Raw genomic sequence first — 23,120 nt, 5'->3', positions numbered from 1 at the left:
CGGTGGGCCGTCCGTAGCTGTCCCGGGGATCTGCTGCGCTCAGCGCGGCTCGACGATCCGGGCGGCCTCGGCGCGTACCGCCTCGCGCAGCTCCGCTTCGGTCATCTCGTCGATGCCGGCCGCCGAGCGCAGGAACGACTCGAATAGCCGCCAGCCCAGTTGCAGGGCAACGGCGTGGGCGACCGCCAGTCGCGCGCTGCGGTCGTCATGGTGGCGCGGGCGCACCCGGTCGAGCAGCTGCGACACGCCGGGAAACCGCGTCTGCAGCTGCCCGGCCGGATAGCCGTCGAGAAGTGCCCGGGCCATCACCCGGATGTGCCGGTCGAAAGCCCGTTCTACCTCCCGGGCGGGCGCCCCGGCCTGCGCCAGTTTGTCGGTCGTCATGCCCAGGTGATCGAGCACCGCCCCGACCAGCTGGTCTTTGGTGCCGAAATGGCGAAACACCAGGCCGTGGTTCACCTTCGAGCGGGCCGCGATGTCGCGGATCGACGTCGCGGCCGGACCTCGCTCGGCGAACAGGTCGGCCGCGGCGGCCAGCACGGCCGCCGCCACCTCTTCCCGGCCGACGGGTATTTCGGCGCGCTTCGCGGTTGCGCCCTCCGTAGTCACATGACTACACTAGCCCATAAGCAGTGTAGTCGCATGACTACACTGCCGGGTCAATTGCTGAAAGGAACACCATGACCCCCTCGACCATGAGACCCTCGACAACACCGCTGACCGTGACGAAGCTGGGCAGTCGCATCGGCGCCCGGGTCGACGGGGTGCGGCTCGGCGGCGACCTCGATGCCGCCACGGTCTCCGAAATTCGCCGGGCGCTGTTGACCCACAGGGTGATCTTCTTCCGCGACCAGCACCACCTCGACGACGACCAGCAGCTCGCGTTCGCGCGGCTGCTGGGCACGCCGATCGGCCACCCGGCTACGAAGTATCTCGCGCTGGAGAACGAGCCGATCATTACGCCGATCGACTCCGACTACGGCAAAGCCACCCGCTGGCATACCGACATGACGTTCGCCGCCAACTACCCCGCGGCATCGATCCTGCGGGCGGTCACGCTGCCCAGCTACGGCGGGTCGACGCTGTGGGCCTCGACCGCGGCCGCCTACGCGGCGCTGCCCGAACCGCTCAAGCGCCTTACCGAAAGCCTCTGGGCGCTGCACACCAACCAATTCGACTACGTGCACCCGCAAGCGCGGACCGACAAGCAGCGGGCGTTTCGCGATGCGTTCGAGACGCCGGACTTCCGCACCGAGCATCCGGTGGTGCGGGTGCACCCGGAGACCGGTGAGCGCACGCTGGTGGCAGGGGGTTTCGTGCGCGCGTTCCTCGGCCTGGACGACCACGAGTCACATGCGCTGCTGGAGTTGCTGCAACGGCGTATCACTATGCCCGAGAACACGATTCGGTGGAACTGGGAGGCTGGCGACGTCGCCATCTGGGATAACCGGGCCACTCAGCACCGGGCAATCGACGACTACGACGACCAGTACCGGCTCATGCACCGCGTCACCGTGATGGGCGACGTGCCCGTCGACGTGCACGGTCAACCCAGCCGGGTGGTCGGCGGCGCGCTCCTGGAGCCGGTCGCGGCCTGACGGGCGTTCGCCGCAGCGAGTTCAGCGCGCCCAACCGAGCGGATCGGTCGGCGACCAGCGCAGCGCGCCCCAAGCGCCGGGCGGCACCACCGGATGGCGCGGTGGGATCGGGTCCAGCCGGCGATACGGCTCGCCTTGGCGTGGCCGTTGGTCGTCCTCGCCCTTGTTCGGCCATAGCGAGACCGCCCGCTCGGCTTGCGCGGTGATGGACAGTGCGGGATTGACACCGAGATTGGCGGAGATCGCCGCCCCGTCATGGACCGAGAGCGTCGGATACCCGTACACCCGATGATACGGGTCGATGACGCCGGTTTGCGGACTGTCGCCGATTGCCGCACCGCCGAGGAAATGCGCGGTCAGCGGAATGTTGAGCAGCTCACCCCAGGTGCCGCCGGCGACACCGTCGATTTTCTCGGCGATCCGGCGTGTGACCGTGTTGCCGATCGGAATCCACGTCGGGTTGGGCTGCCCGTGGCCCTGTTTGCTGGTGTAGCGGCGCCGGCCGAAGATCCCCCGCTTGGTGAACGTGGTGATCGAATTGTCGAGGTTTTGCATCACCAGCACGATCACGGTGCGCTCGCTCCACCGCCGCGGCAGCAGCCACAGCAGGACCCGCGGATCCCGGCAGACCCGGTAGCACAACTGCAGCCATCGCGGCACGGCGGTGCCCTCCGGGCCGGGACCGTCGGTCATCAGGGTTTGCAGCAGGGCCATGGCGTTGGAGCCCTTGCCGTAGCGGACCGGCTCGATGTGGGTGTCAGGGGCCGGGTGTATCGAGGAGGTGATGGCCACCCCGTGGGTCAAGTTCATGTCGGGTTTGACCCGCATACGGGACGCGCCGACGATCGACTCGGAATTGGTCCGGGTCAGCACGCCCAGCCGATCCGACAGCTTGGGCAGCTTGCCCGTGTCGCGCATCGTGAACAACAACCGCTGAGTGCCCCACGTGCCGGCGGCCAGCACCAGATGCGTGGCGGTGAACGTGCGTTTCTGCTTGCGCAGCCAGCGCCCGGTGCGCACGCCGTACACCTCCCACACCCCGTCGGCCCGTTGCTGGAACCCGGTCACCGTCGTCATCGGAATCACCTGCGCACCAGCCGATTCCGCAAGGCCAAGATAGTTCTTCACCAGGGTGTTCTTGGCACCGTAGCGACAGCCCGTCATGCACGAGCCGCATTCCACGCATCCGGTGCGCGCCGGTCCCGCCCCGCCGAAGTACGGGTCGGGCACCTCCCGGCCCGGCATTGTGGCGCCACCCGGACCGAAGAACACCCCGACGGGGGTCGGCACCCAAGTCTCGCCGAACCCCATCTCGTCGGCCACCTCCTTGATGATGCGGTCGGCGTCGGTGATGGTCGGGTTGCGCACCACGCCCAGCATCCGTTGCGCCTGCGCATAGTGCGGCATCAATTCGGCGTACCAGTCGGTGATATGCCCCCACTGTCGGTCGGTGAAAAACGACTCCGGCGGCACGTAGAGCGTGTTGGCATAGTTCAGCGATCCGCCGCCCACGCCGGCGCCGGCCAGGATCATGACGTTGCGCAACAAATGGATGCGCTGGATGCCATAGCAGCCCAGCTTCGGCGCCCACAGGAACTTGCGCAGATTCCAGGAAGTCTTGGCGAAGTCCCCGTCGGAAAAGCGGCGGCCGGCCTCGAGCACTCCGACGCGGTAGCCCTTCTCGGTCAGCCGCAGCGCGGAAACGCTGCCCCCGAAACCCGATCCGACAATCAAGACGTCGTAATCCGGCTGCATCGCACCAGCTTAGGCGAGCAGACGCAAAGATCCCCGACACGACGACAATTTGGGGCCGTTTGCGTCTGCTCGTGCCGAGACTCAGCCGCTGACGGTCAGGCCGACCTTCTGGAACTCCTTCAGCTCGCAGTACCCGGCTTTGGCCATCGACCGGCGCAGCCCACCGACCAGGTTCAGCGAGCCGAACGGATCGTCGGATGGCCCGGTAAGGACCCGCCGCAGCGGCGGTCGTTCCCCGGCGGCGATCTGCAGCAGCGCTCCGCGCGGCAGCGACGGGTGCGCGGCGGCGGCCGGCCAGAACCACCCGTCGCCAAGCGCCTCAGCCGCCCCGGCCAGCGGTGTGCCCAGCACCACCGCGTCGGCACCGCAGGCGATGGCCTTGGCCAGCTCGCCGGAGGTATGGATATCCCCATCGGCCAGCACGTGCACGTAGCGCCCCCCGGTCTCGTCGAGATATTCCCGGCGGGCGGCGGCGGCGTCGGCGATAGCGGTGGCCATCGGCACGCTGATGCCCAGCACCTCATCGGTGGTGGTCGCCCCCCGGGTCGAGCCGTAGCCGACGATCACCCCGGCGGCCCCGGTGCGCATCAGGTGCAGGGCGGTGCGATGGTCGAGCACCCCGCCGGCCACCACCGGGACATCGAGCTCGGAGATGAACGTCTTCAGGTTGAGCGGCTCGCCGGTGCCATCTCGATCCTGGGCGACCCGCTCGGCGGAGACGATCGTGCCCTGGATGACGAGCAGGTCGATGCCGGCCGCCACCAACACCGGGGTCAGCGCCCGCGCGTTTTGCGGGCTCACCCGCACCGCCGTGGTCACCCCCGCCTCACGGACACGCGTGACCGCCTCGCCCAACAGATCGGGATCCAGCGGCGCAGCGTGCAGCTGCTGCAGCAACCTGATCGCCGCCGCGGGCTCGGGCTCTTTTTCAGCGGCCTCGATGACCTGCGCGATTTTGGCGTGGTAGTCGGGGTGGCGCCCGATGAGGCCTTCGCCGTTGAGCACACCCAGCCCGCCCAGCCGCCCGAGCTCGATGGCGAATTCGGGTGACACCAGCGCATCGGTGGGATGCGAGACCACGGGGATGTCGAATCGGTAGGCGTCGAGCTGCCAGGCGGTCGAGACGTCTTTCGAGGACCGGGTGCGCCGGGACGGCACAATGTTGACGTCGGCGAGCTCGTAGGTGCGCCGCGCGGTTCGGCCCATGCCGATCTCGACCAGATCACGCATCAGGGGTCAGCCTTGGCACTTGTCGAGGTCCAACACGAGGAGCTCGCTGAAGCGGGTCTCACTCAGCGCTCGTAATAGTTCGGCGCTTCGACGGTCATGGTGATGTCATGGGGGTGGCTCTCCTTGAGACCCGCCGCGGTGATCCGGACGAATTGCGCCCGCTGCAGCGCCTCGATGGTAGCGGAGCCGGTGTATCCCATGGCGGCGCGCAGGCCACCGGTGAGCTGATGGATCACCGTGGCCAGCGGCCCACGGAACGGCACCCGGCCCTCGATGCCCTCCGGCACCAGCTTGTCCTCAGACAAAACGTCGTCGGCGAAGTAGCGGTCCTTGGAGTAGGACCTCCCCTCACCCCTGCCCTGCATCGCGGCCAGCGAGCCCATGCCGCGGTAGCTCTTGTACTGCTTGCCGTTGACGAAGATCAGCTCGCCGGGCGCCTCCTCGGTGCCGGCCAGCAACGATCCCAGCATCGCGGTGGAGGCGCCCGCGGCCAGGGCCTTGGCGATGTCGCCGGAGTACTGCAGCCCCCCGTCGGCGATTACCGGCACACCCGCCGGGGCGCACGCCGCGGCGGCTTCCAGAATTGCGGTGATCTGTGGGGCGCCGACGCCGGCCACCACTCGCGTGGTGCAAATCGACCCCGGGCCCACACCGACCTTGACCGCGTCGGCACCGGCTTCCACGAGCGCGGCGGCCGCGGCTCTGGTGGCGACGTTGCCGCCCACCACCTCAACCCGGTCACCCACTTCCGCCTTGAGCTTGCCGACCATGTCGAGCACCAACCGATTGTGGGCATGCGCGGTGTCGACGACCAGGACGTCGACACCGGCGTCGACCAGCGTCATCGCGCGCACCCAGGCGTCATCGCCCACGCCGACGGCGGCCCCCACCAGCAGCCGACCGTCGGTGTCTTTGGTGGCCAGCGGGTGCTGTTCGGTTTTGACGAAGTCCTTGACGGTGATCAGCCCGGTCAGCTTGCCGTGCCCGTCGACAATCGGCAGCTTCTCGATCTTGTTCCGGCGTAACAGGCCCAGCGCGGCGTCGGCGGACACGCCCTCCTGGGCGGTGATCAGCGGAGCCTTCGTCATCACCTCGGCGACCCGCTTGGAGTGGTCGACCTCGAAGCGCATATCGCGGTTGGTGATGATGCCCACCAGCGTGCCGGAGTCGTCGACCACGGGCAGCCCGGAGATCCGGAAGCGGGCGCACAGCGCATCGACTCGCGCCAGCGTGTCGTCGGGGCGGCAGGTGACCGGATCGGTGACCATACCTGCCTCGGATCGCTTCACGGTTTCGACCTGCGCGGCCTGTTCGGAGACGGGCAGGTTGCGGTGCAGCACCCCAAGGCCGCCGGCGCGGGCCATCGCGATAGCCATCCGCGACTCGGTCACGGTGTCCATCGCCGAGCTGATCAGCGGCACCTTCAGCCTGATCTTCCTGGTGAGGTTGCTGGCGATGTCCGCGGTGGCCGGCACCACGTCCGAAGCCGCCGGCAGCAGCAAGACGTCGTCGAAGGTGAGCCCCAGCATCGCTACCTTGCGCGGATCGTCGCCGCCCGTCGGCACGGTGTCCCCGGCCAAGGCGCCGACGCGGGCGGGGGGGCCGGCGATTCGGTTGGCCCCGCCTTCCACAGGGGGCATGCCAGCAGACATGGATGAGGCCCTTCTGACGTGCGGTGCGAAACCTATCCTATCGGCTCTCCGCCGCCCCGACGACGACGCGCGCCGCGCAGCCACCGGGACGAGGCGGGCACGTCGCGACCCGGTGAGTGCACGACGTGGCACCCGGGGACCGCCGACGCGCTGCGACGGCCGAGTCGCTGGCGCGATACCCGCGAGGCTGGCGTAATGTGGAGACGTGCGCGACTATCTTCCACCGGGTTTGCCACCCGACCCGTTTGCCGACGACCCCAATGACCCGTCGGCGGCATTGGATGACGTCGAGTCCGCCCAGCCGCTGGATCCGCAAGAGCGGATGGCAGTCGAAAGCGACCTCGCGGATCTGGCCGTTTACGAGGCTCTACTGGCGCCCAAGGGGATTCGCGGGCTGGTGGTGTGCTGCGACGAATGCCAGCAGGACCACTACCACGATTGGGACATGTTGCGGGCCAATCTGCTGCAACTGTTGATCGACGGCACGGTGCGCCCGCACGAGCCGGCTTACGACCCGGAGCCAGACGCCTACGTCACCTGGGACTATTGCCGCGGTTACGCCGATGCTTCGCTGAACGAGGCGACATCGGACGCCGACAGGTACCGCCGGGGTCGCTGACCGTACGACCGGCATCAGCGGCCGTACCATGTCCCGCCGCCGCGGCGCACCTGCTGCACGCATCCGTCGCGAATCGTACACAGATATTGTGTTGGGTACCTTGAGCTTTCGATATCGATCAACAGACAAGCCAGTGCCCAGCGCAGCGGAATCAGCCCCAACCGACCGCAGGCGTCCAGAGCGGCATCGGCGATGACGCGCGCCCGATCAAGGGTGCCGCTGCCGCACAACGCGGCGGCCAGTATCGCCTGGCTTTTCACGCGGTGCCGTACCGACGCGAAGCCCGTGCGCGCCGCCTCAACCGCCCGCTGAGCATGACCGACCGCGGCGGCACCGTCGCCGACGGCCATCGCCAGCTCTGCGGTCACCCACTCCAGGCGCACCGCCAGCCGGAGCGCGGGCTCCGGCGACCCCTCGAACGCGGTCAGTATGGACCCCGCGCGGCTCAACAATGTCCCCGCAACGGCGAAGCGCCCGACCCCCAGCGCGTCGGCGGCCAGTCCGATCAGTGCGTCGCCGGTGGCTTCCGGATCGGTGCCGGCCAGCGCCAGTGCGCGCCCGTCCCAACGCCGGGCCACCTGGTGCCAGCCGAGCTGACGCAAAAACGATCCCTGCGCACTGTGGGCCAGCGAGGCCAATCGCCCGGGTGGGCGACCGCGTAGCAGCGCGGCGAGATCGGCGCGAGCGCTGCCGTAACGGCCCTGTCCCGCGGCGGCGACGGCCCGCAGCCACAGTTGTTGTGGTGTGCGCGCCGCCGGCAACGGCCAGAGGCCGGGCTGGCTGCCGAAGGCAATGGCGGTCAGCCTCGCGTCCACCGTCTCGATCGCCGGATCGCGGCCGGTGGTAATCACAGAGATCGTGGACCGCATTAGTTAAAACTTCGTGGTCATTATGTTATCGCAATATTAAACCGCAGGAACCGGCTGGCCAATTCTGACTTCTCTCGCAGCTGGACTTAAGCTGCTAAATCGCGGCATCTGCCGACTTCATGATCGGGTCCTCACCGGGGGTAAATTGCATCACGGCAGTGAACGAGACGTAAATTTGTAAGCGATCATTACGCTTTCGGCAACCCGATCCGCTATTGACTAAATTTGTGCGGCACCCGTACGTTTAGCATCGGCGAGCAGTCATCGGCGACAACCGCTCGAATCAGTTGCACGACTCACGCGTTCGCGAACTTGCCTCGATAGGGGTTAATGAGAGAGGGAATATAATGCCACAGCCGGAGCAACTACCCGGGCCCAACGCCGATATCTGGGACTGGCAGCTGCAAGGTCTTTGCCGGGGTATCGACTCCTCGGTGTTCTTCCACCCCGACGGTGAGCGTGGCCGGGCTCGCCTGCAACGCGAGCGGCGCGCCAAGGAAATCTGCCGGCGCTGCCCGGTGATCGAGCGATGCCGGTCGCACGCCCTGGAGGTGGGCGAGCCGTACGGCATCTGGGGCGGCATGTCCGAGTCCGAGCGCGACCTCGTCCTCAAGCGCGGCCTGGGCCGCACCCGGGGGATTCGCCGCACTGCCTGACACCCGACGGCCGGACGATCGCCTGCGCTGCCGCGGGCCGCGCGCTTGTCTTCACGTGGCCGGGTCAATACCCTACGCACCGTGGTCGATCCGACGGCGATTGGTACCGGCACAGACAGGGGACGCGCGCAGGCTCTGAGGTATGTGCTCGGCCACTCCGAGGATGAACTGGATCGGCTAGCGGCCCAGGCCCGGGTGATCGAGCCGATCACCCGCCGGTTCTTTTCGGCGGCCGGGATCGCGCGGGGGATGCGGGTGCTCGACGTCGGCAGCGGCATCGGCGACGTCGCGTTCCTGGCGGCCGAGTTGGTCGGTGACGCCGGCGAGGTCGTCGGCGTCGAGCGCGCTCCGGTCGCGCTGCAGGCCGCCAGGCGACGGGCGAACTCGCTGGGTGCCGCCAACGTGAGGTTCCTTAGCGGCGATCCGGCGGAGTCGACGTTCGATCGCCCATTCGATGCGATCGTCGGCCGGTACGTCCTGCTGTTCCAACCCGATCCGGTGGCGTGGCTGCGTGGGCTGCTGCGGCATCTAGCCCCCGGCGGCGTCGTCGTGTTCCAGGAGCCGGAGTGGGCGCGCGCGCACTCGGCGCCGCACGTGCCGAGCTGGCAACGCTGCTGTCGCCTGGTGGTCGAGGGTTTCATCGCCGGGGGTGCCGATCCGGAGATGGGCACCAAACTCCCGGCCGTGTACGCCGCTGCCGGTCTTCCCGCGCCGAAACTCGCCATGGAGACCGTGATCGGCGCCGGTGCCGGCAGCATCGAGCAGGTGCGGCTGACCACCGACGTGCTGGTAACCCTGTTGCCTGAGCTGGAACGGCGCGGCCACGTCGCACCGGGCGAAATCGATCCCGCCACCCTGGCCGATCACGTCATGGCCGACATCGCCGCGCGCGGTAGCGTCTTTGTCGGCCGCTCTGAGATCGGCGCCTGGTCTACCAAGCCGGCCTAAGCTGGTCTAAGCCGGTCTAAGCCGGCCTCACCTCGTCCCGGAGCGGCCCTGGCGGTCCCGCGACCGGCAACACCAACCGCATCCGGGTGCGGGTTTCGCGCGGCCATTTTCACCGCGACAGGAAAGCATCCCCGATCCGTTGGATCCGGGGATGCTCCCGCACGCAAGCGCGCGCAGCGCTAGTGCGCGTGGCCGTGATGATTGTGCGCGCCGTTTTCGTCCTTCTCCGCGGGTTTCTCGACCACTGCGGTCTCGGTAGTCAGCACCATCCGAGCCACCGACGCGGCGTTGAGCACCGCCGAACGTGTGACCTTGACCGGGTCGATGACACCCTCCGAAGCCAAGTCACCATAGCGCAGCGTTTCGGCGTTGAGCCCATGACCCGGGGGCAACTCGCTCACCTTGCTGACCACCACCGAGCCGTCCAGGCCCGCGTTGGCCGCGATCCAGTGCAGCGGTGCGCTGAGCGCCTCGGAGAACACGTCGACGCCATGCGCCTCGTCGCCGCTCAGCGAGGCACGCAGCTCGTCAAGCGCCTTGCGGGCCTGCAACAATGCCACCCCGCCGCCGACGACGATGCCTTCCTCCACGGCGGCCTTGGCCGCCGCCACCGCGTCCTCGACGCTTTCCTTGCGTTCCTTGAGCGCCGTTTCGGTTGCCGCGCCCACCTTGATCACGGCCACCCCACCGGACAGCTTGGCCAGCCGCTCTTCGAGCTTCTCGCGATCCCAGTCGGAGTCGGTCGTTTCGATCTCCGCGCGCAGTTGCTTGGCGCGGTTTGCGATCGCCTCCGGGGTGCCGCCGCCGTCAACGATGATGGTGTCATCCTTGGTGACCACCACCCGGCGCGCCGAGCCCAACACCTCCAGACCCACCTCGCGCAGCAGCAGGCCGACATCGGGGTTGACCACCCGGCCGCCCGTCACCACCGCCAGGTCTTCCAGGAAGGCCTTGCGACGGTCACCGAAATACGGCGCCTTGACCGCGACCGCCTTCAGCGTCTTGCGGATGGCGTTGACGACCAAGGTTGCCAGCGCTTCCCCCTCGACGTCCTCGGCGATCACCAGCAGCGGTTTGCCGGTTTCGGCCACCTTCTCCAGCAACGGCAGCAGGTCGGGCAGCGAGCTGATCTTGTCGCGGTGCAACAAAATCAGGGCGTCCTCCAGCACGGCCTCTTGGGCCTGGGAGTCGGTGACGAAGTACGCCGACAAAAAGCCCTTGTCGAACCCGATACCCTCGGTGAACTCCAACTCGGTGGTCAGCGTCGAGGACTCCTCGACGCTGACCACGCCATCGTGGCCAACCTTGGTCATCGCCTCGCCGACCAGCTCGCCGATCTGCGGATCCCGCGAGGACACGGTGGCGACCTGGGCGATGGCCGTCTGGCCGGACACCGGCGTCGCCGCCGCCAGCAGCGCCTCGGACACCGCGTCGGCGGCCTTGCCGATCCCCGCCCCCAGCGCGATCGGGTTGGCACCGGCCGCAACGAGGCGCAACCCGCCGCGGATCAGCGCTTGCGCCAGCACCGTGGCGGTGGTGGTGCCGTCACCGGCGACGTCGTTGGTCTTGGTCGCCACCGCCTTGACCAACTGCGCACCCAGGTTCTCGAACGGGTCTTCCAGGTCGATCTCCCGCGCGACGGTGACCCCGTCGTTGGTGATGGTGGGCCCGCCGAACGCCTTGGCCAGTACCACGTGCCGGCCCCGTGGACCCAGCGTCACCCGCACCGCGTCGGCGAGCTTGTCGACTCCGCTCTCCAAGGCGCGACGCGCGATTTCGTCGTATTCGAGCAGTTTGCTCATGGGTCGGTCCTGTCTCGTCTCACCAGCCCGGCACCGACGCCGTGCGCAACGTGCCCAACGTGTCGGGGCCGGGCAATGTGGCCTGTGCGGTGCACCGCCCCGGAAATCGCCCACGGGTTGTCGCGGGGATCGCCGGGGCGGGACATCGCCTGCGTTACTTGTTGACGACAGCCAGCACGTCGCGGGCCGACAGAATCAAGTACTCCTCGCCGTTGTATTTGATCTCGGTGCCGCCGTACTTGCTGTAGATCACGGTGTCGCCCTCAGACACGTCCAGCGGGATCCGCTTTTCGCCGTCCTCGTCCCACCGGCCCGGGCCGACGGCGACGACGGTGCCTTCCTGCGGCTTCTCCTTGGCGGTGTCGGGAATGACCAGCCCAGACGCGGTTGTGGTCTCGGCCTCGTTGGCCTGGACGAGGATCTTGTCCTCGAGTGGCCTAATGTTCACCTTCGCCACGATTGGAGCCCTCCACTAGTTGCGATCGGGGTCCGGGGCCATCGCCCCGAACCGGTCTTGGTAGTAGGTGCGGGATCGATCCCGTACCCGTCGGATTACCAGGTGCTTCGGCATTCGTCCGTGCCCTCGTGCCGTCGTCGCGGGTGCCGACACGCGGATTGTCCGATTGCCACCTAGCACTCTATACAGGAGAGTGCTAGCACTCAAGGGAGGGTGGCTGCGCTCGCCGCGCTCCTGAAGAGGCGCCTGGCCATCACGCCGGTCACCGGGTCGCCGATGTGCACACCGGCCGGCGCGCAGGCGCCAAGCGTTCTTGCCAAGGTGATCGCCAAAAATCGCTGATCCCAAAAATTCGCTAATAATTGAGGTCATGTTCACCGGCATCCTCACCGCGAACCGCGCCGCCCGGGTGGCCACGCTGATCGTGGCGGCCTGCGTCGGTTCGGCCGGGGTCGGCACCGGGCTAACCAGAGCCGATCCGGACGGGCAAATGTACGGCAACCCCGAGGCCGCCGCCCCCTACTGGCGCTACCAGCACCAGCAAGACTGCGGCCTGATGGCCGTCGCCGACGTGGTCGGCCAGCTCACCGGCAAGGAGCCCTCCCAAGTCGGGATCGAGCTGCGCGGCATATTCACCAAAAGCGAAGCCCACCGCGGCGACATCTACTTCTTCGACGGCACTGCTCCCCAAGACATGGTCGTGCTGCTGCGCAAATACGGCATCCAATCCACCCTCAGCGAGGGCAACACCATGCAGACCGTGGAGCAGGACCTGGCCGGCGGCCACAAGGTGATCGCCGGGGTCAACGCCGAAACCCTCTGGGGCTATCCCCCCGGCAAGGGGCAGCGGACCCGGGCCGACCACGCTGTCGTCGTCACCGGTGTCGACACCCGCAGCGACATCGTCCACCTCAACGACAGCGGCACCCCCAACGGCCGCGACGAGCGGATCCCCATGGCCACCTTCACTCAAGCCTGGGCAACCAGCGACGACCTGCTCATCGTCACCCAGGAAACCAACGACATCTGACGAGCGCCCATGACCGGCGGTCAGGGCAGCCGCCCGCGCACCACCGGCAGACCCGGGTCGCTGGGGGTGTCCAGCGGCGACGGGGGCGCCCCGGCGGCCAGCAAATGCGCCGTGAACGCGGCGATCATCGCGCCGTTGTCGGTGCACAGCCGCGGCTTGGGGATCCGCAGCGTCACGCCCGCCCCCGCGCAGCGCTGCGCGGCCAGCTCCCGCAGCCGCGAGTTCGCCGCCACCCCGCCGGCGATCAGCAAGGTTGACACCCCCAGGGCGGTGGCGGCGCGCACCGCCTTCATGGTCAGCACGTCGGCGACGGCCTCCTGAAACCCCGCGGCGACATCGGCCGGGCGGACACCGCCGTGATTCGCCCGGGTTTCCAGATAGCGCGCGACCGCGGTTTTCAGCCCAGAGAAGCTGAACGCGTACGGGTCGTCGCGCGGTCCGGTCAGGCCGCGCGGGAACACGATGGCGTCGCGGTCCCCGCTGCGGGCCAGCTCGTCGAGCGCCTTGCCGCCCGGATAGCCCAATCCCAGCAGCCGCGCCACCTTGTCGTAGGCCTCCCCGACGGCGTCATCGAGGGTGCCGCCCAGCTCGATGATGGGCTCCCCGAGCGACCGAACGTGGAGCAGGTGCGTGTGCCCGCCCGACACCAGCAAGGCCACGCTCTCCGGCAGCGGCCCGTGCTCGTAGACGTCGGCGGCCAAGTGTCCGCCCAGGTGGTTCACCCCGTAGAACGGCACCCCCCAGGCGGCGGCGTACGCCTTGGCCGCGGCCACGCCCACCAGCAGGGAGCCCGCCAGGCCGGGCCCGACGGTGGCGGCGACGACGTCGGGTCTCGCTCGATCCGTGAGCCCCGCCGCGGCCAGCGCGCGACGCATGGTCGGGCCCAGCGCCTCCAAGTGCGCCCGGGAGGCGATCTCGGGGACCACGCCGCCGAAGCGGACGTGCTCGTCGACGCTGGAGGCGACCTCGTCGGCCAGCAGCGTCACCGTGCCGTCGGGGCCCAGGCGTGCAAGGCCGACACCTGTTTCATCGCAGGACGTTTCGATCGCCAGGATGACCGTCATACGGGATCCCGCCGCATCGTGTAGGCGTCGGCCCCGCTGACCCGGTAGTACCGCCGGCGCAAAGCGACCTCGGTAAATCCCACGCTGCGATACAGCGCGATCGCCGGCGCGTTGTCGGTGCGTACCTCCAGGTAGACGGGGCTGCCGGCAGCGAACTCCAGCAGCGCCTCCAGCAGCCGCCGGCCGATGCCCCGGCCCTGGTAGGCCGGGTCGACGCCGATGGTGTGCACCTCGTAGTCGAAGGGCGGCGTGCGCCCCAGCCGGGAGATGCCGGCGTATCCGACGAGCACGTCGCGGGCGCGCGCGCCCACATACCGGTTGTGCGTGCTGGTGATTTCCCGGACGAACGCCTCCTTCGGCCACGGGCCGTCGCCGCCGAACAGCTGGGCCTCCAGCTGGGCGCATCGATCGGCGTCCCGGGGTGTCAGTGCGTCGATGACGACGGGCTCCCGGCCCGCCGTGGGGGCGCCGATGGCGCGGGTGCTTGCCGGGTGCGCGCCGCCCGCGCCGTCGCCGCGGGCGGCGGCGCGCTCCAGCAGTGTCTTGGCGTCCGGCCGGCGCAGATACATTGGCGCCGGCGGCGCCGCGCCCCCGGACCAGTCGGCCACCGCGGCCACCAGACCGGCGGGTGTGGGGTAGGCCGGCCCGCGCCGCGGCAGGCCGAACAGCTCCGCCTGCTCGGGTGGGCCGGCCACCGCTTGGGCGGCGCGGGTGTCGACGTCGGCCGGGGCGCTGACCGCCGGGCCATGGGTGCGTCGTCCGTTACGGTAACGCGCCCAATAGATTTCGCGTCGACGGGCATCGGTGGCCACCAGCGTCTCACCGGTGGTCAGCACGCCGATGGCGTCCAGGCTGCACACCCCGTGCACCGGTATGCCGAGCGCGTGCCCGTAGGCGGCGGCGGTGGCCATCCCCACCCGCAGGCCGGTGAACGGCCCGGGACCGCAGCCCACCACCACAGCGTCGAGGTCCGCCATCGCCAACCCGGCATCGGCGAGCGCGGCCAACACGTTCGGGGTGATGTGCTCGGCGTGTGCCCGGGCGTTGATGGTGACCCGCTGCGCCAGCACCTCGACCGGGCCACCGGGCGAGCAGCTCCGCCGCACGATCCCCGCGGTAATCGCGGGAGTAGCGGTGTCCAGTGCGAGCACCAGCCCGGCGGAATCACTGCTCATGAGGTCCATGATCCGCGCCATCGTCAGGTCGCGACCCGCTCCAGCGCCAGGTCGCGATCCGGGTGTCGGAGTCACCGGCACGCTCGAGCCGGACGTCGAGATACCGCTCGGAGAGCCTCTCGGCCAGGCCGGCGCCCCACTCCACCACGACAACCGCCTGGTCGAGTTCGGCGTCCAGGTCCAGCGAGTCCAGCTCGGCCAGCAGCTCGGCACCATGGTGATCCAACAGCCGGTAGCAGTCGGCGTGAATCATCGCCGGCGCGCCGGGCCTGCGGGGCCGATGCACCCGGGCGAGCACGAATGTCGGGGAGATCACCGGCCCCTCAACATCCATTCCCTCGGCTATCCCCTTGGCCAGCACGGTTTTCCCAGCTCCGAGCGGACCGGACAGCACCACCACGTCGCCGGCGCGCAGCTGCTTACCCAGTTGCGATCCCAGCGCCACGGTGTCCTCGACGCGCGCCAGCATCGCCCTGCCGGACCGTGGCGAACGCGAGTCCGGCGCAACCGGTTCCTGCGGCCGGATCTGTGGATCACGCATGAGGACGGGCTCGCGCACGCAACCGCCGGGTCAATGCGACCAGCCTGGCCGGGGTGGCCCGCTCGACGAGCCGGACCAATCCCTCGTTGATGGCGCCGGGTTGTTCCAGCTGCACCAGATGCCCGGCGTCAGAGACGATGTCCAGTTCGGCATCCCAGAGCGCGGCCGCCATCGCCCTGGAATACCCCGGCGGGGTGAGCAGGTCGTGATCGCCGCAGGCGATCAGCGTCGGGATTTTCGAGAGCGTGGGCAACGCTGCGCTTTCGTCGTGCACCTCCAGCGCGTGCAGAAAGCCCACCACGGTGGCGATCGGGGTGTCGTGCATCATCTGCTCGGAGAATGCCACCACACTGGGGCTGATCTTCTCGTCCCCGTAGGAGGCGGCCCGCAGTATCGGGCCGACCAGCGGCCGGGCCACGCCCCGGCCGCGGTGCAGCAGGTTGGGCGCGTATCGGGCGGTGAGCTGCACGGCCTCCAGCGCCGGATTCTTCAGGATCTCACCCAGCGGCGATCGTGACACGCCTTTGGCGGCCGATGAGATCAGCGCGGCGCCGACGATCCGGGTGCCGTAGTGGTGCGGGAACTGCCGGGCGTGCGACAGCACCGTCATGCCGCCCATGGAATGGCCGACCAGCACGACCGGGCCGCGCGGCGCCGTCGCCCGCAGCACCGTTTCCAAGTCCACCCCAAGCTGCGGCACCGTGTAGGTGTCAGGGGAGGCTTCGCCGGAGCGGCCATGCCCGCGCTGGTCGTAGAACACCATTCGCACCTGCGGGCCCCACTCGTCGGTCAGCCGAACTCGCTGGAAATAAAACGAATCCATGCGCAGGCAGAATCCGTGGGCGAACACCACGGTCAACCGCGCCTCCCTGGGCCCGACGTCGCGCACCGCCAACCGCACCCCGTCGGGGGTAGTCACCCACGAGATCCGGTCGCCGTCGAGCATCGTGAAGTCCTCGCCGGCGTACGGGTCCTCGGTGGTGGTGCGCCGGGTCATCGAGCGCGCGATGCCGACCCCGGCGACCGTGCCCACCGCGGTCAACCCGGCGGCGCCCGCCAGCCAGCGGGTGCGCCAGCGCACGCGCCGCGCGTCGCTAGTGCTCAACGGTTTCGGCCTCGCGATACGTCCTGGTGATGCGCCCCCGGGGGCTGGTCACCACCTCGTAGTGAATGCTGCCGAGCAGGTCGGCCCAGTCCTGGGCGGTGGGTTCACCGTGGGTGCCGGGCCCGAACAAAATCGCCTCATCCCCCTCGGCGACATCGACCTCGCCGGGACCGAGATCGACGACGAATTGGTCCATGCAGATCCGCCCGACCCCCCGCCGGCGCCTACCGTTGATCAGCACCTCCAGGCGCCCGCCCAGCGCCCGGAACACGCCGTCGGCGTAGCCGACCGGCAGCAACGCCACGGCGGTGTCGCGGTCGGCGATCCAGGTGTGCCCATAGGACACCCCTTCCCCGGCGCGGACCGACCTCACAAGTGCGACAGCGCATTTCACCGTCATCGCCGGCGCCAAACCCATATCGCCGCGCTCGGGGATGGGGCTGAGGCCGTAGACGGCAATGCCCGGCCGCACCAGGTCGAACGCCATGTCAGGGCGAGTCAGGGTGGCCGACGAATTCGCAAGGTGCGCCACCTCGAAGCGCACACCCTGGCTGTCGGCCTGCCTCAGCATCTCGCGAAACCGTTGCGCCTGCAGCTCGTTGGTCGGATGGTCGGGATTGTCGGCATACACCAGATGCGACATGATCCCCCGCAGCCGGATGGCGTCATCGCCGATCGCCCGGCGCAACGCGGCCAACATCTGCGGGTATTGGGCCGCGCCGACCCCGTTGCGGTTCAACCCGGTGTCGACCTTGACGGTCACCGTTGCCGGCCGCCCGGTCCGGCGCACCGCCTCGAGCAGTTCCCCAAGCTGGCGCACCGAGGACACGGCGATCTGCACATCGGCCTGCAGCGCGGGCCCGAAGTCGGTACCGGGCCGGTGCAGCCACGCCAGCACCGGTGCGGTGATGCCGTCGGCGCGCAACTGCAGCGCCTCGTCGATGGTGGCCACCCCGAGTTCGGCGGCTCCGGCCGCCAATGCGGCGCGCGCCACCCGCGTCGCGCCATGCCCGTAGCCGTCGGCTTTGACGACCGCCATCAGCTGCGCGGAGCCAGCACGCTCACGCAGCACCCGCACGTTGTGCGCGATCGCCCGCAAGTCAACCGCCGCCTCGGCGAGCAGGCCGGAGGACGTCGGTGTCCTGGCGGACAGCGGGGTTGTCTGCATGGGTTTCTCGCATCCGATTGTCCCAGAGGCCGATGGTCTCAGAGGCGCTGGCGGCGTCACCGGCCCGGTGACGCCGCATCGTCGCCGGGCGTCAGTGGGCAAAGTGCTTGGCGGTGAAGTAACCACCGGGTTTGAGCCTATCCAGGTGGGACAACGCGGTGCTGATATCGTCGCACAACGCGCGGGCCAGATCCGCGGAGAATCCCTCCCGCACCACGATGCGCAGCACGGACACGTCGGTGGCGTTGGCCGGCATGGTGTAGGCGGGCACCTGCCAGCCGCAGGTCCGCAGCTCGTGGGACAGGTCGCACTCGGTGTAGTCGCGGGCCCCGCGAAGCCGGGCACACACCACCGGGATCGCCGAGCCGTCGGAGATCAGCTCGAAGTGCTCGCTGGCGGCGAGCCGGTCGCCCAGCCAGCGCGCGGTCTGGGCGAGAGTGCGCATCACCGTGGTGTACCCCTCGCGGCCCATCCGCAGGAAGTTGTAGTACTGGCCGACCACCTGGTTGCCGGGGCGGGAGAAGTTCAGCGTGAACGTCGGCATATCCCCGCCCAGGTAGTTAACCCGGAAGATCAGTTCCTCAGGCAGGTGCTCGCGGCTGCGCCACACGACGAACCCGATACCGGGGTAGGTCAGCCCGTATTTATGGCCGCTGACGTTGATGGACACCACCCGGGCCAGCCGAAAATCCCACACCAGGCCCGGGTGCAGGAACGGCACCACAAAGCCGCCGCTGGCCGCGTCGACGTGCACCGGGACATCCACCCCGCCGGCGGCGGCCAGGGCGTCCAGCGCCGCGCAGATCTCCGCGACCGGCTCCAGCTCGCCGGTGTAGGTGGTGCCCAGAATCGCCACCACGCCGATGGTGTTCTCGTCGACGGCCGCGACCACTTGCTCGGGGGTGATGACATAGCGGCCCTTCTCAACGGGCAGATAGCGGGGTTCGACGTCGAAGTAGCGGCAGAACTTCTCCCAGACCACCTGCACGTTGGAGCCCATCACCAGATTGGGGGTGCGGGCCTTCCAGCCGTTGCCGAGGCGCTCTCGCCAGCGCCACTTCAGGGCCAACCCACCCAGCATCACGGCCTCACTGGATCCGATGGTGGACACCCCGGTGGCGGTGGCCGGGTCGTCATCACGCAATCCCTCGGCGTGGAAGAGGTCGGCCACCATCGCCACGCAGCGCGCCTCGATGGCGGCGGTGGCCGGGTACTCGTCCTTGTCGATCAAGTTCTTGTCGAACGCCTCGGCCATCAGCTTCTCGGCCTCGGGATCCATCCAGGTGGTGACGAAGGTGGCCAGGTTCAGCCGGGAACTGCCGTCCAGCATCAGCTCGTCGTGGACGAAGCGGTAGGCGGCCTCGGGATCCATTGACTCGTCGGGCAGCCGCAGCGCCGGGACCGGCGCGGTGAACAGCCGCCCGGTGTAGGCGGGGCTGATCGAGTGCGGGATGGGTGGGTGCTGGGGCACGGCAATCCTTTCTTGAAGCCTTTCTTGAAGCCTTCGTGAAGCCTTTCGTGAAGTGCTGCTAGAGGGCGGCCAGGGCGGCTCTGATGTGGTCGATGATTCGCGACGCCGAGGTCGGTGCGTGGCCGGGCCCGGGATCGGCGGCCGACAGGTTGGCCGCACGCGCGTGCACGAACGCCGCGGCGGCCGCCGCCTCGGCTGCCGGCAGCCCGGCGGCCAGCAGCGCGCCGATCATCCCGGACAGCACGTCACCGGAGCCCGCGGTGGCCGCCCATGACTGGCCCGCTGGGTTCACGTAGACCGGGCCGCCGGGCTCGGCAATGATGGTGACATTCCCCTTCAGCAGCACGGTCGCGCCGAACGTGTCGGCGAGCTTGCGGGTGGCCCCGACGCGGTCCTCGCCCGGTGGGGAGCCGGCCAGCCGGGCAAACTCGCCGGCATGCGGCGTCAACACCGTCGGCGCGCCGCGGTTGACCACCAGCTCGGGGTCGGCCGCCAGCGCGGTCAGCCCGTCGGCGTCGACAATCACCGGCAGGTCGGTGTCCAGCGCGTGCCTCAGTGTGGCGGCGCCGTCCTGGTCGGTGCCGATGCCCGGCCCGACGACCCAGGACTGGACTCGCCCACAGGCAGCGGCCGTGGGCACGGCGATGACTTCTGGCCAGCGCGCGAGCACGTCGCGCAGCGCGCTGCCGGCGTAGCGGACCATGCCGGAGGTGGCCGCGACCGCCCCCCCGGTGCACAGCACGGCCGCGCCCGGATACCTCGACGAGCCCGCCAGGATGCCGGTCACGCCCTGGGTGTACTTGTCATCGGTGGGGCCGGGCACCGGCCAGCGGGCCTTGACGTCGGCGGCCTCGAAACCCAGCATGTCGGCCTTCGGTAGCTCGAGGCCGATATCGACCAGCTCGACGCGGCCGCAGTCGGCGAGCGCGTGCACGGGTTTAAGCCCGCCGAAGGTGACGGTCAGCGTGGCGTGCACGGCAGGGCCGGTGATCGCCCCGGTGTGCACGTCGATCCCGCTGGGAATATCGACGGCCACCACCGGGATCCTGGCCCTCTCCACGGCGGCGAACACCTGTGCCGCCTCCGGGCGCAACGGCCCGGAGCCCGAGATGCCCACCACCCCGTCGATGACCAGATCGGTCTTCGGGTGCCGCGTCGCGACCCGTTCCACAACACGCCCACCGGCTTTTCTGAATGCCGCCAGTGCCGTGCGGTGGGCACGCTGGGGGTTGAGCAGCACCGCGTCGGCGGCGGCCCCGCGGCGGCGCAGGAAGGTCGCCGCCCACAAGGCGTCACCGCCGTTGTCGCCGGTTCCGACCACCGCGCACACCCGCCGGCCGACAACCCCGCCGGTGCGGGCGATCAACTCCCGGATGCACGCGGTGGCCAGCCCGAACGCGGCGCGTCGCATCAGGGTGCCGTCGGGCAGGCTGGCCAGCAGTGGCGCCTCGGCCGCACGAATCGTGTCAACGGAGTAGTAGTAGCGCATCAACGTCAGGATTCCACGCTTGCGGGCGATGCTCTCCCCGACACCCACAGTTCGCCGGCGATTCGTCGCGTCGGCCGGCCGTCGAGCCGCGCACGCTTCTCGGCCACGACCGAAGGCTTGGCTATTCGACGGTGACGGACTTGGCGAGGTTGCGCGGCTTGTCGACGTCGTAGCCGCGGGCCTGCGCCACCGACGCGGCGAACACCTGCAGCGGGATGGTGGACAGCAGCGGTTGGAAAAGTGTTGACACCGCTGGAATCTCGATCAAATGATCCGCATAGGGCCGCACCGTGTCGTCGCCTTCCTCGGCGATCACAATGGTGATCGCCCCGCGGGCCTGAATCTCGCGGATATTGGACAGCAGCTTGGCGTGCAACGTGGCGGCGTTCTTCGGCGAGGGCATCACGACGATGACCGGCAAACCGTCTTCGATCAGCGCGATCGGACCGTGCTTGAGCTCGCCGGCCGCGAAACCCTCGGCGTGCATGTAGGCCAGCTCCTTGAGCTTCAACGCGCCTTCCAGGGCCACCGGGTAGCCGACATGGCGGCCCAGGAACAGGATGGTCGAGGCCCGCGCGAATCGGCGGCCCAGCTCGGCCACCGACCCGGTGCCGGTGAGCACCCGGGCCACCAGCTCGGACATGGCCGCCAGCTCACGGTATTCGCGCTCGACCTCGTCGGGGTATTTCGTTCCCCGGGCCTGAGCCAACGCCAGCCCCAGCAAGTAGTTGGCGGCGATCTGCGCCAGGAACGTTTTCGTCGCGGCCACGCCGATCTCGGGGCCGGCGCGGGTGTAGAGCACCGCATCGCTTTCCCGCGGGATCTGCGAGCCGTTGGTGTTGCAGATCGCCAGCACCTTGGCCTTCTGCCCCTTGGCGTGCCGCACCGCTTCCAGGGTGTCGGCGGTCTCACCCGACTGCGAGATGGCCACCACCAGCGTGCTGCGGTCCAGCACCGGATCCCGATACCGGAATTCGCTGGCGACTTCCACCTCCACCGGCAGCCGGGTCCAGTGCTCGATCGCGTATTTGGCCAACAGCCCCGAGTGATACGCGGTGCCGCAGGCGACCACGAAGACTTTGTCGATTTCGCGCAGCTCCTGATCGGAAAGCCGCTGCTCGTCGAGCACGATCCGGCCGTCGACGAAATGGCCCAGCAGGGTGTCGGCCACCGCGGCGGGCTGTTCGGCGATCTCCTTGAGCATGAAGTACGGGTAGCCGCCCTTCTCCGCGGCCGCCAAATCCCAGTCGATGTGGAACCGGCGGGCGCTCGCGTCATCGGGGTTGCCGTGGAAGTCGCTGATCCGATAGCCATCGGCGGTGATCACCACCGCCTGGTCCTGACCCAATTCGACGGCCTGGCGAGTGTGCTCGATAAATGCCGCCACGTCCGAACCGACGAACATCTCACGCTCACCGATCCCGAGCACTAACGGCGTCGACCGGCGGGCGGCGACGATGGTGCCGGGCTCATCGGCGTTGGCGAACACCAGGGTGAAGTGGCCCTCCAGCCGGCGCAGCACGGCCAGCACCGACCCGACGAAGTCACCTGCGGTATCGCCATGGCGATACGCCTGCGAGACCAGATGCACCGCAACCTCGGTGTCGGTGTCGCTGGCGAACTCCACGCCGGCCGACTCCAGCTCGCGGCGCAGGCTCGCGTAGTTCTCGATGATGCCGTTGTGGACGACGGCGATCTTGCCGGCGGCATCGCGGTGAGGGTGCGCGTTGCGGTCGGTGGGGCGCCCATGGGTGGCCCAGCGGGTATGGCCGAGGCCGGTGGTGCCGGTCAGCGACGCCGGCGCCAGCTCTGCCACCGCGGCGTCCAGGTTGGCCAGCCGCCCGGCGCGCCGGCGCACGGTGAGGGTGCCGGTTCCGTTGACCAGGGCGATGCCGGCCGAGTCGTAGCCGCGGTACTCCATCCTGTGCAGCGCATTCATGACGACCTCGCGGGCGCAGCGATGCCCGACGTAGCCGACGATCCCGCACATAGCCCCTCAGGGTAGTGCAGCGGCCCCAAAGAAACGGCTGCACCACGAACGGCCGCACCCGGGCCGACCCCGCTACTGGCTAGTTTCCGGACTGCACACGTAGGTCACGGGTGCTGTGTCACCTCAGTGCTGCCATTGATCCCGGTCGCCGGGGCCGCCGGGTTGCCAGTTACCGGGGCCGCCGGGTTGCCAGTTACCGGGGCCGCCCGGGCCGTCGGGATGCCAGGGACCCTGGCCGTGCCAATGGGCCGCGTCGTGGGGCTCGCCGTCGTAGTAACCGTCGTCGTGGCAGCGGTTCCAGTCCCAGTTGACGCCCCAGGCAGGATCCCACGCTTGACCGGGGCACCAGTGATAATCCGGTTGGGCCTGGGCGACACCGGCCGCACCCAAACCGGCAAGCCCCAACCCCGAAACGGCGACGGCTGTGGCCGCCGCGACGCGTTTGACGTTTTTCATCCGCCTTTCATAGCACATGAGCCGGCCGCCCCACCGTTTCCCAGT

Annotated in this window: 22 protein-coding genes and 1 pseudogene; 6 read left to right on the top strand and 17 right to left on the bottom strand. The window is 69.1% G+C overall.

Annotated elements, in window-relative coordinates:
• Positions 1-39: 39 nt before the first annotated feature.
• Positions 40-609 (bottom strand): TetR/AcrR family transcriptional regulator, encoded by a 570-nt coding sequence (locus MSM1_RS11490; RefSeq protein ID WP_213442268.1) that lies wholly within the window; start codon positions 607-609, stop codon positions 40-42.
• Positions 610-695: 86 nt separating this feature from the next.
• Between MSM1_RS11490 and MSM1_RS11485 the strand changes: the two genes are divergently transcribed.
• On the top strand, positions 696-1,598 hold the full coding sequence (locus tag MSM1_RS11485) for a TauD/TfdA family dioxygenase (protein WP_213442907.1): 903 nt from the start codon (positions 696-698) through the stop codon (positions 1,596-1,598).
• A gap of 21 nt (positions 1,599-1,619) precedes the next feature.
• Here the strand turns inward: MSM1_RS11485 and MSM1_RS11480 are convergent, their stop codons facing one another.
• The 3 genes from MSM1_RS11480 to guaB all read right to left on the bottom strand — a co-directional run bounded on the left by MSM1_RS11480 (position 1,620) and on the right by guaB (position 6,235).
• Positions 1,620-3,353 (bottom strand): GMC family oxidoreductase, encoded by a 1,734-nt coding sequence (locus tag MSM1_RS11480; protein ID WP_213442266.1) that lies wholly within the window; start codon positions 3,351-3,353, stop codon positions 1,620-1,622.
• Between the two features lie 81 nt (positions 3,354-3,434).
• Positions 3,435-4,574: a GuaB3 family IMP dehydrogenase-related protein gene (locus MSM1_RS11475; RefSeq protein WP_213442906.1), complete on the bottom strand. Its 1,140-nt coding sequence runs from the start codon at positions 4,572-4,574 to the stop codon at positions 3,435-3,437.
• A gap of 71 nt (positions 4,575-4,645) precedes the next feature.
• Positions 4,646-6,235 carry an IMP dehydrogenase gene (gene guaB / locus MSM1_RS11470; protein ID WP_213442264.1) on the bottom strand — a complete coding sequence of 530 codons (1,590 nt, stop codon included), beginning with the start codon at positions 6,233-6,235 and terminating at the stop codon, positions 4,646-4,648.
• A gap of 205 nt (positions 6,236-6,440) precedes the next feature.
• On the opposite strand from guaB, the gene MSM1_RS11465 reads away from it, so the two are divergent.
• A complete protein-coding gene (locus MSM1_RS11465) occupies positions 6,441-6,854 on the top strand; it encodes a DUF5319 domain-containing protein (protein WP_213442262.1) in 414 nt (137 codons plus the stop codon).
• A gap of 14 nt (positions 6,855-6,868) precedes the next feature.
• On the opposite strand, the gene MSM1_RS11460 is transcribed toward MSM1_RS11465, so the two are convergent.
• A complete protein-coding gene (locus tag MSM1_RS11460) occupies positions 6,869-7,723 on the bottom strand; it encodes a hypothetical protein (RefSeq protein WP_374101706.1) in 855 nt (284 codons plus the stop codon).
• Positions 7,724-8,070: 347 nt separating this feature from the next.
• Between MSM1_RS11460 and MSM1_RS11455 the strand changes: the two genes are divergently transcribed.
• Both MSM1_RS11455 and MSM1_RS11450 read left to right on the top strand, forming a co-directional pair.
• Positions 8,071-8,379 (top strand): WhiB family transcriptional regulator, encoded by a 309-nt coding sequence (locus MSM1_RS11455; RefSeq protein WP_213442260.1) that lies wholly within the window; start codon positions 8,071-8,073, stop codon positions 8,377-8,379.
• Positions 8,380-8,460: 81 nt separating this feature from the next.
• Positions 8,461-9,327 (top strand): class I SAM-dependent methyltransferase, encoded by an 867-nt coding sequence (locus tag MSM1_RS11450; RefSeq protein WP_213442258.1) that lies wholly within the window; start codon positions 8,461-8,463, stop codon positions 9,325-9,327.
• Positions 9,328-9,506: 179 nt separating this feature from the next.
• Here MSM1_RS11450 and groL read toward each other — a convergent pair whose 3' ends face one another.
• Positions 9,507-11,129, bottom strand: coding sequence for a chaperonin GroEL (groL, locus tag MSM1_RS11445; protein ID WP_213442256.1), 1,623 nt, complete (start codon positions 11,127-11,129; stop codon positions 9,507-9,509).
• A 154-nt stretch (positions 11,130-11,283) separates the two neighbouring features.
• Complete coding sequence (gene groES / locus MSM1_RS11440; protein ID WP_213442254.1) at positions 11,284-11,586, bottom strand: co-chaperone GroES; 303 nt, start codon at positions 11,584-11,586, stop codon at positions 11,284-11,286.
• Between the two features lie 213 nt (positions 11,587-11,799).
• On the opposite strand from groES, the gene MSM1_RS22430 reads away from it, so the two are divergent.
• Positions 11,800-11,928 (top strand): hypothetical protein, encoded by a 129-nt coding sequence (locus tag MSM1_RS22430; protein WP_282100895.1) that lies wholly within the window; start codon positions 11,800-11,802, stop codon positions 11,926-11,928.
• 28 nt (positions 11,929-11,956) lie between these two features.
• Positions 11,957-12,616 (top strand): C39 family peptidase, encoded by a 660-nt coding sequence (locus MSM1_RS11435; protein ID WP_213442252.1) that lies wholly within the window; start codon positions 11,957-11,959, stop codon positions 12,614-12,616.
• A gap of 20 nt (positions 12,617-12,636) precedes the next feature.
• Here the strand turns inward: MSM1_RS11435 and tsaD are convergent, their stop codons facing one another.
• The 10 genes and pseudogenes from tsaD to MSM1_RS11390 all read right to left on the bottom strand — a co-directional run bounded on the left by tsaD (position 12,637) and on the right by MSM1_RS11390 (position 23,075).
• Positions 12,637-13,680, bottom strand: coding sequence for a tRNA (adenosine(37)-N6)-threonylcarbamoyltransferase complex transferase subunit TsaD (tsaD, locus tag MSM1_RS11430; protein WP_213442250.1), 1,044 nt, complete (start codon positions 13,678-13,680; stop codon positions 12,637-12,639).
• Entirely contained in the window at positions 13,677-14,153 is a 477-nt protein-coding gene (gene rimI / locus MSM1_RS21825; protein WP_307857385.1) for a ribosomal protein S18-alanine N-acetyltransferase, read from the bottom strand. The genes tsaD and rimI overlap by 4 nt, the downstream gene beginning before the upstream one ends.
• Before the next feature lie 54 nt (positions 14,154-14,207).
• A pseudogene (gene tsaB, locus MSM1_RS21820) lies at positions 14,208-14,855 on the bottom strand (tRNA (adenosine(37)-N6)-threonylcarbamoyltransferase complex dimerization subunit type 1 TsaB); the annotation flags it as partial.
• The gene (tsaE, locus tag MSM1_RS11420) at positions 14,845-15,324 is read right to left on the bottom strand and encodes a tRNA (adenosine(37)-N6)-threonylcarbamoyltransferase complex ATPase subunit type 1 TsaE (protein WP_213442904.1); all 480 of its coding nucleotides are present in this window, start codon (positions 15,322-15,324) and stop codon (positions 14,845-14,847) included. The gene tsaE and the pseudogene tsaB, both read right to left, overlap by 11 nt.
• 64 nt (positions 15,325-15,388) lie before the next feature.
• Entirely contained in the window at positions 15,389-16,501 is a 1,113-nt protein-coding gene (locus MSM1_RS11415) for an alpha/beta fold hydrolase (protein ID WP_236055955.1), read from the bottom strand.
• Positions 16,491-17,669 carry an alanine racemase gene (gene alr / locus MSM1_RS11410; protein ID WP_213442246.1) on the bottom strand — a complete coding sequence of 393 codons (1,179 nt, stop codon included), beginning with the start codon at positions 17,667-17,669 and terminating at the stop codon, positions 16,491-16,493. Before alr ends, MSM1_RS11415 begins: the two co-directional genes overlap by 11 nt.
• Positions 17,670-17,760: 91 nt before the next feature.
• Positions 17,761-19,140 (bottom strand): glutamate decarboxylase, encoded by a 1,380-nt coding sequence (locus tag MSM1_RS11405; RefSeq protein ID WP_213442244.1) that lies wholly within the window; start codon positions 19,138-19,140, stop codon positions 17,761-17,763.
• A 58-nt stretch (positions 19,141-19,198) separates the two neighbouring features.
• Positions 19,199-20,629 carry an NAD(P)H-hydrate dehydratase gene (locus MSM1_RS11400; RefSeq protein WP_213442901.1) on the bottom strand — a complete coding sequence of 477 codons (1,431 nt, stop codon included), beginning with the start codon at positions 20,627-20,629 and terminating at the stop codon, positions 19,199-19,201.
• A gap of 121 nt (positions 20,630-20,750) precedes the next feature.
• Positions 20,751-22,619 (bottom strand): glutamine--fructose-6-phosphate transaminase (isomerizing), encoded by a 1,869-nt coding sequence (glmS, locus tag MSM1_RS11395; protein WP_213442242.1) that lies wholly within the window; start codon positions 22,617-22,619, stop codon positions 20,751-20,753.
• Positions 22,620-22,742: 123 nt separating this feature from the next.
• On the bottom strand, positions 22,743-23,075 hold the full coding sequence (locus MSM1_RS11390) for a hypothetical protein (RefSeq protein ID WP_213442240.1): 333 nt from the start codon (positions 23,073-23,075) through the stop codon (positions 22,743-22,745).
• Positions 23,076-23,120: the final 45 nt, after the last annotated feature.

Source organism: Mycobacterium sp. SM1 (genome assembly GCF_018361265.1).
Lineage (GTDB): Bacteria > Actinomycetota > Actinomycetes > Mycobacteriales > Mycobacteriaceae > Mycobacterium.
The sequence above is the reverse complement of the archived record's forward strand: the minus strand, read 5'-3'. Positions and strand labels throughout refer to the sequence as shown.

Excerpts from the sequence above, each read along its gene's own strand:
- MSM1_RS11485 (WP_213442907.1), top strand. The coding sequence starts at position 696 with ATGAGACCCTCGACAACACCGCTGACCGTGACGAAGCTGGGCAGTCGC.
- MSM1_RS11480 (WP_213442266.1), bottom strand. The coding sequence starts at position 3,353 with ATGCAGCCGGATTACGACGTCTTGATTGTCGGATCGGGTTTCGGGGGC.
- guaB (WP_213442264.1), bottom strand. The coding sequence starts at position 6,235 with ATGTCTGCTGGCATGCCCCCTGTGGAAGGCGGGGCCAACCGAATCGCC.
- MSM1_RS11460 (WP_374101706.1), bottom strand. The coding sequence starts at position 7,723 with ATGCGGTCCACGATCTCTGTGATTACCACCGGCCGCGATCCGGCGATC.
- MSM1_RS11455 (WP_213442260.1), top strand. The coding sequence starts at position 8,071 with ATGCCACAGCCGGAGCAACTACCCGGGCCCAACGCCGATATCTGGGAC.
- groL (WP_213442256.1), bottom strand. The coding sequence starts at position 11,129 with ATGAGCAAACTGCTCGAATACGACGAAATCGCGCGTCGCGCCTTGGAG.
- MSM1_RS11435 (WP_213442252.1), top strand. The coding sequence starts at position 11,957 with ATGTTCACCGGCATCCTCACCGCGAACCGCGCCGCCCGGGTGGCCACG.
- tsaD (WP_213442250.1), bottom strand. The coding sequence starts at position 13,680 with ATGACGGTCATCCTGGCGATCGAAACGTCCTGCGATGAAACAGGTGTC.
- tsaE (WP_213442904.1), bottom strand. The coding sequence starts at position 15,324 with ATGCTGGCGCGCGTCGAGGACACCGTGGCGCTGGGATCGCAACTGGGT.
- alr (WP_213442246.1), bottom strand. The coding sequence starts at position 17,669 with ATGCAGACAACCCCGCTGTCCGCCAGGACACCGACGTCCTCCGGCCTG.
- MSM1_RS11400 (WP_213442901.1), bottom strand. The coding sequence starts at position 20,629 with ATGCGCTACTACTACTCCGTTGACACGATTCGTGCGGCCGAGGCGCCA.
- glmS (WP_213442242.1), bottom strand. The coding sequence starts at position 22,619 with ATGTGCGGGATCGTCGGCTACGTCGGGCATCGCTGCGCCCGCGAGGTC.
- MSM1_RS11390 (WP_213442240.1), bottom strand. The coding sequence starts at position 23,075 with ATGAAAAACGTCAAACGCGTCGCGGCGGCCACAGCCGTCGCCGTTTCG.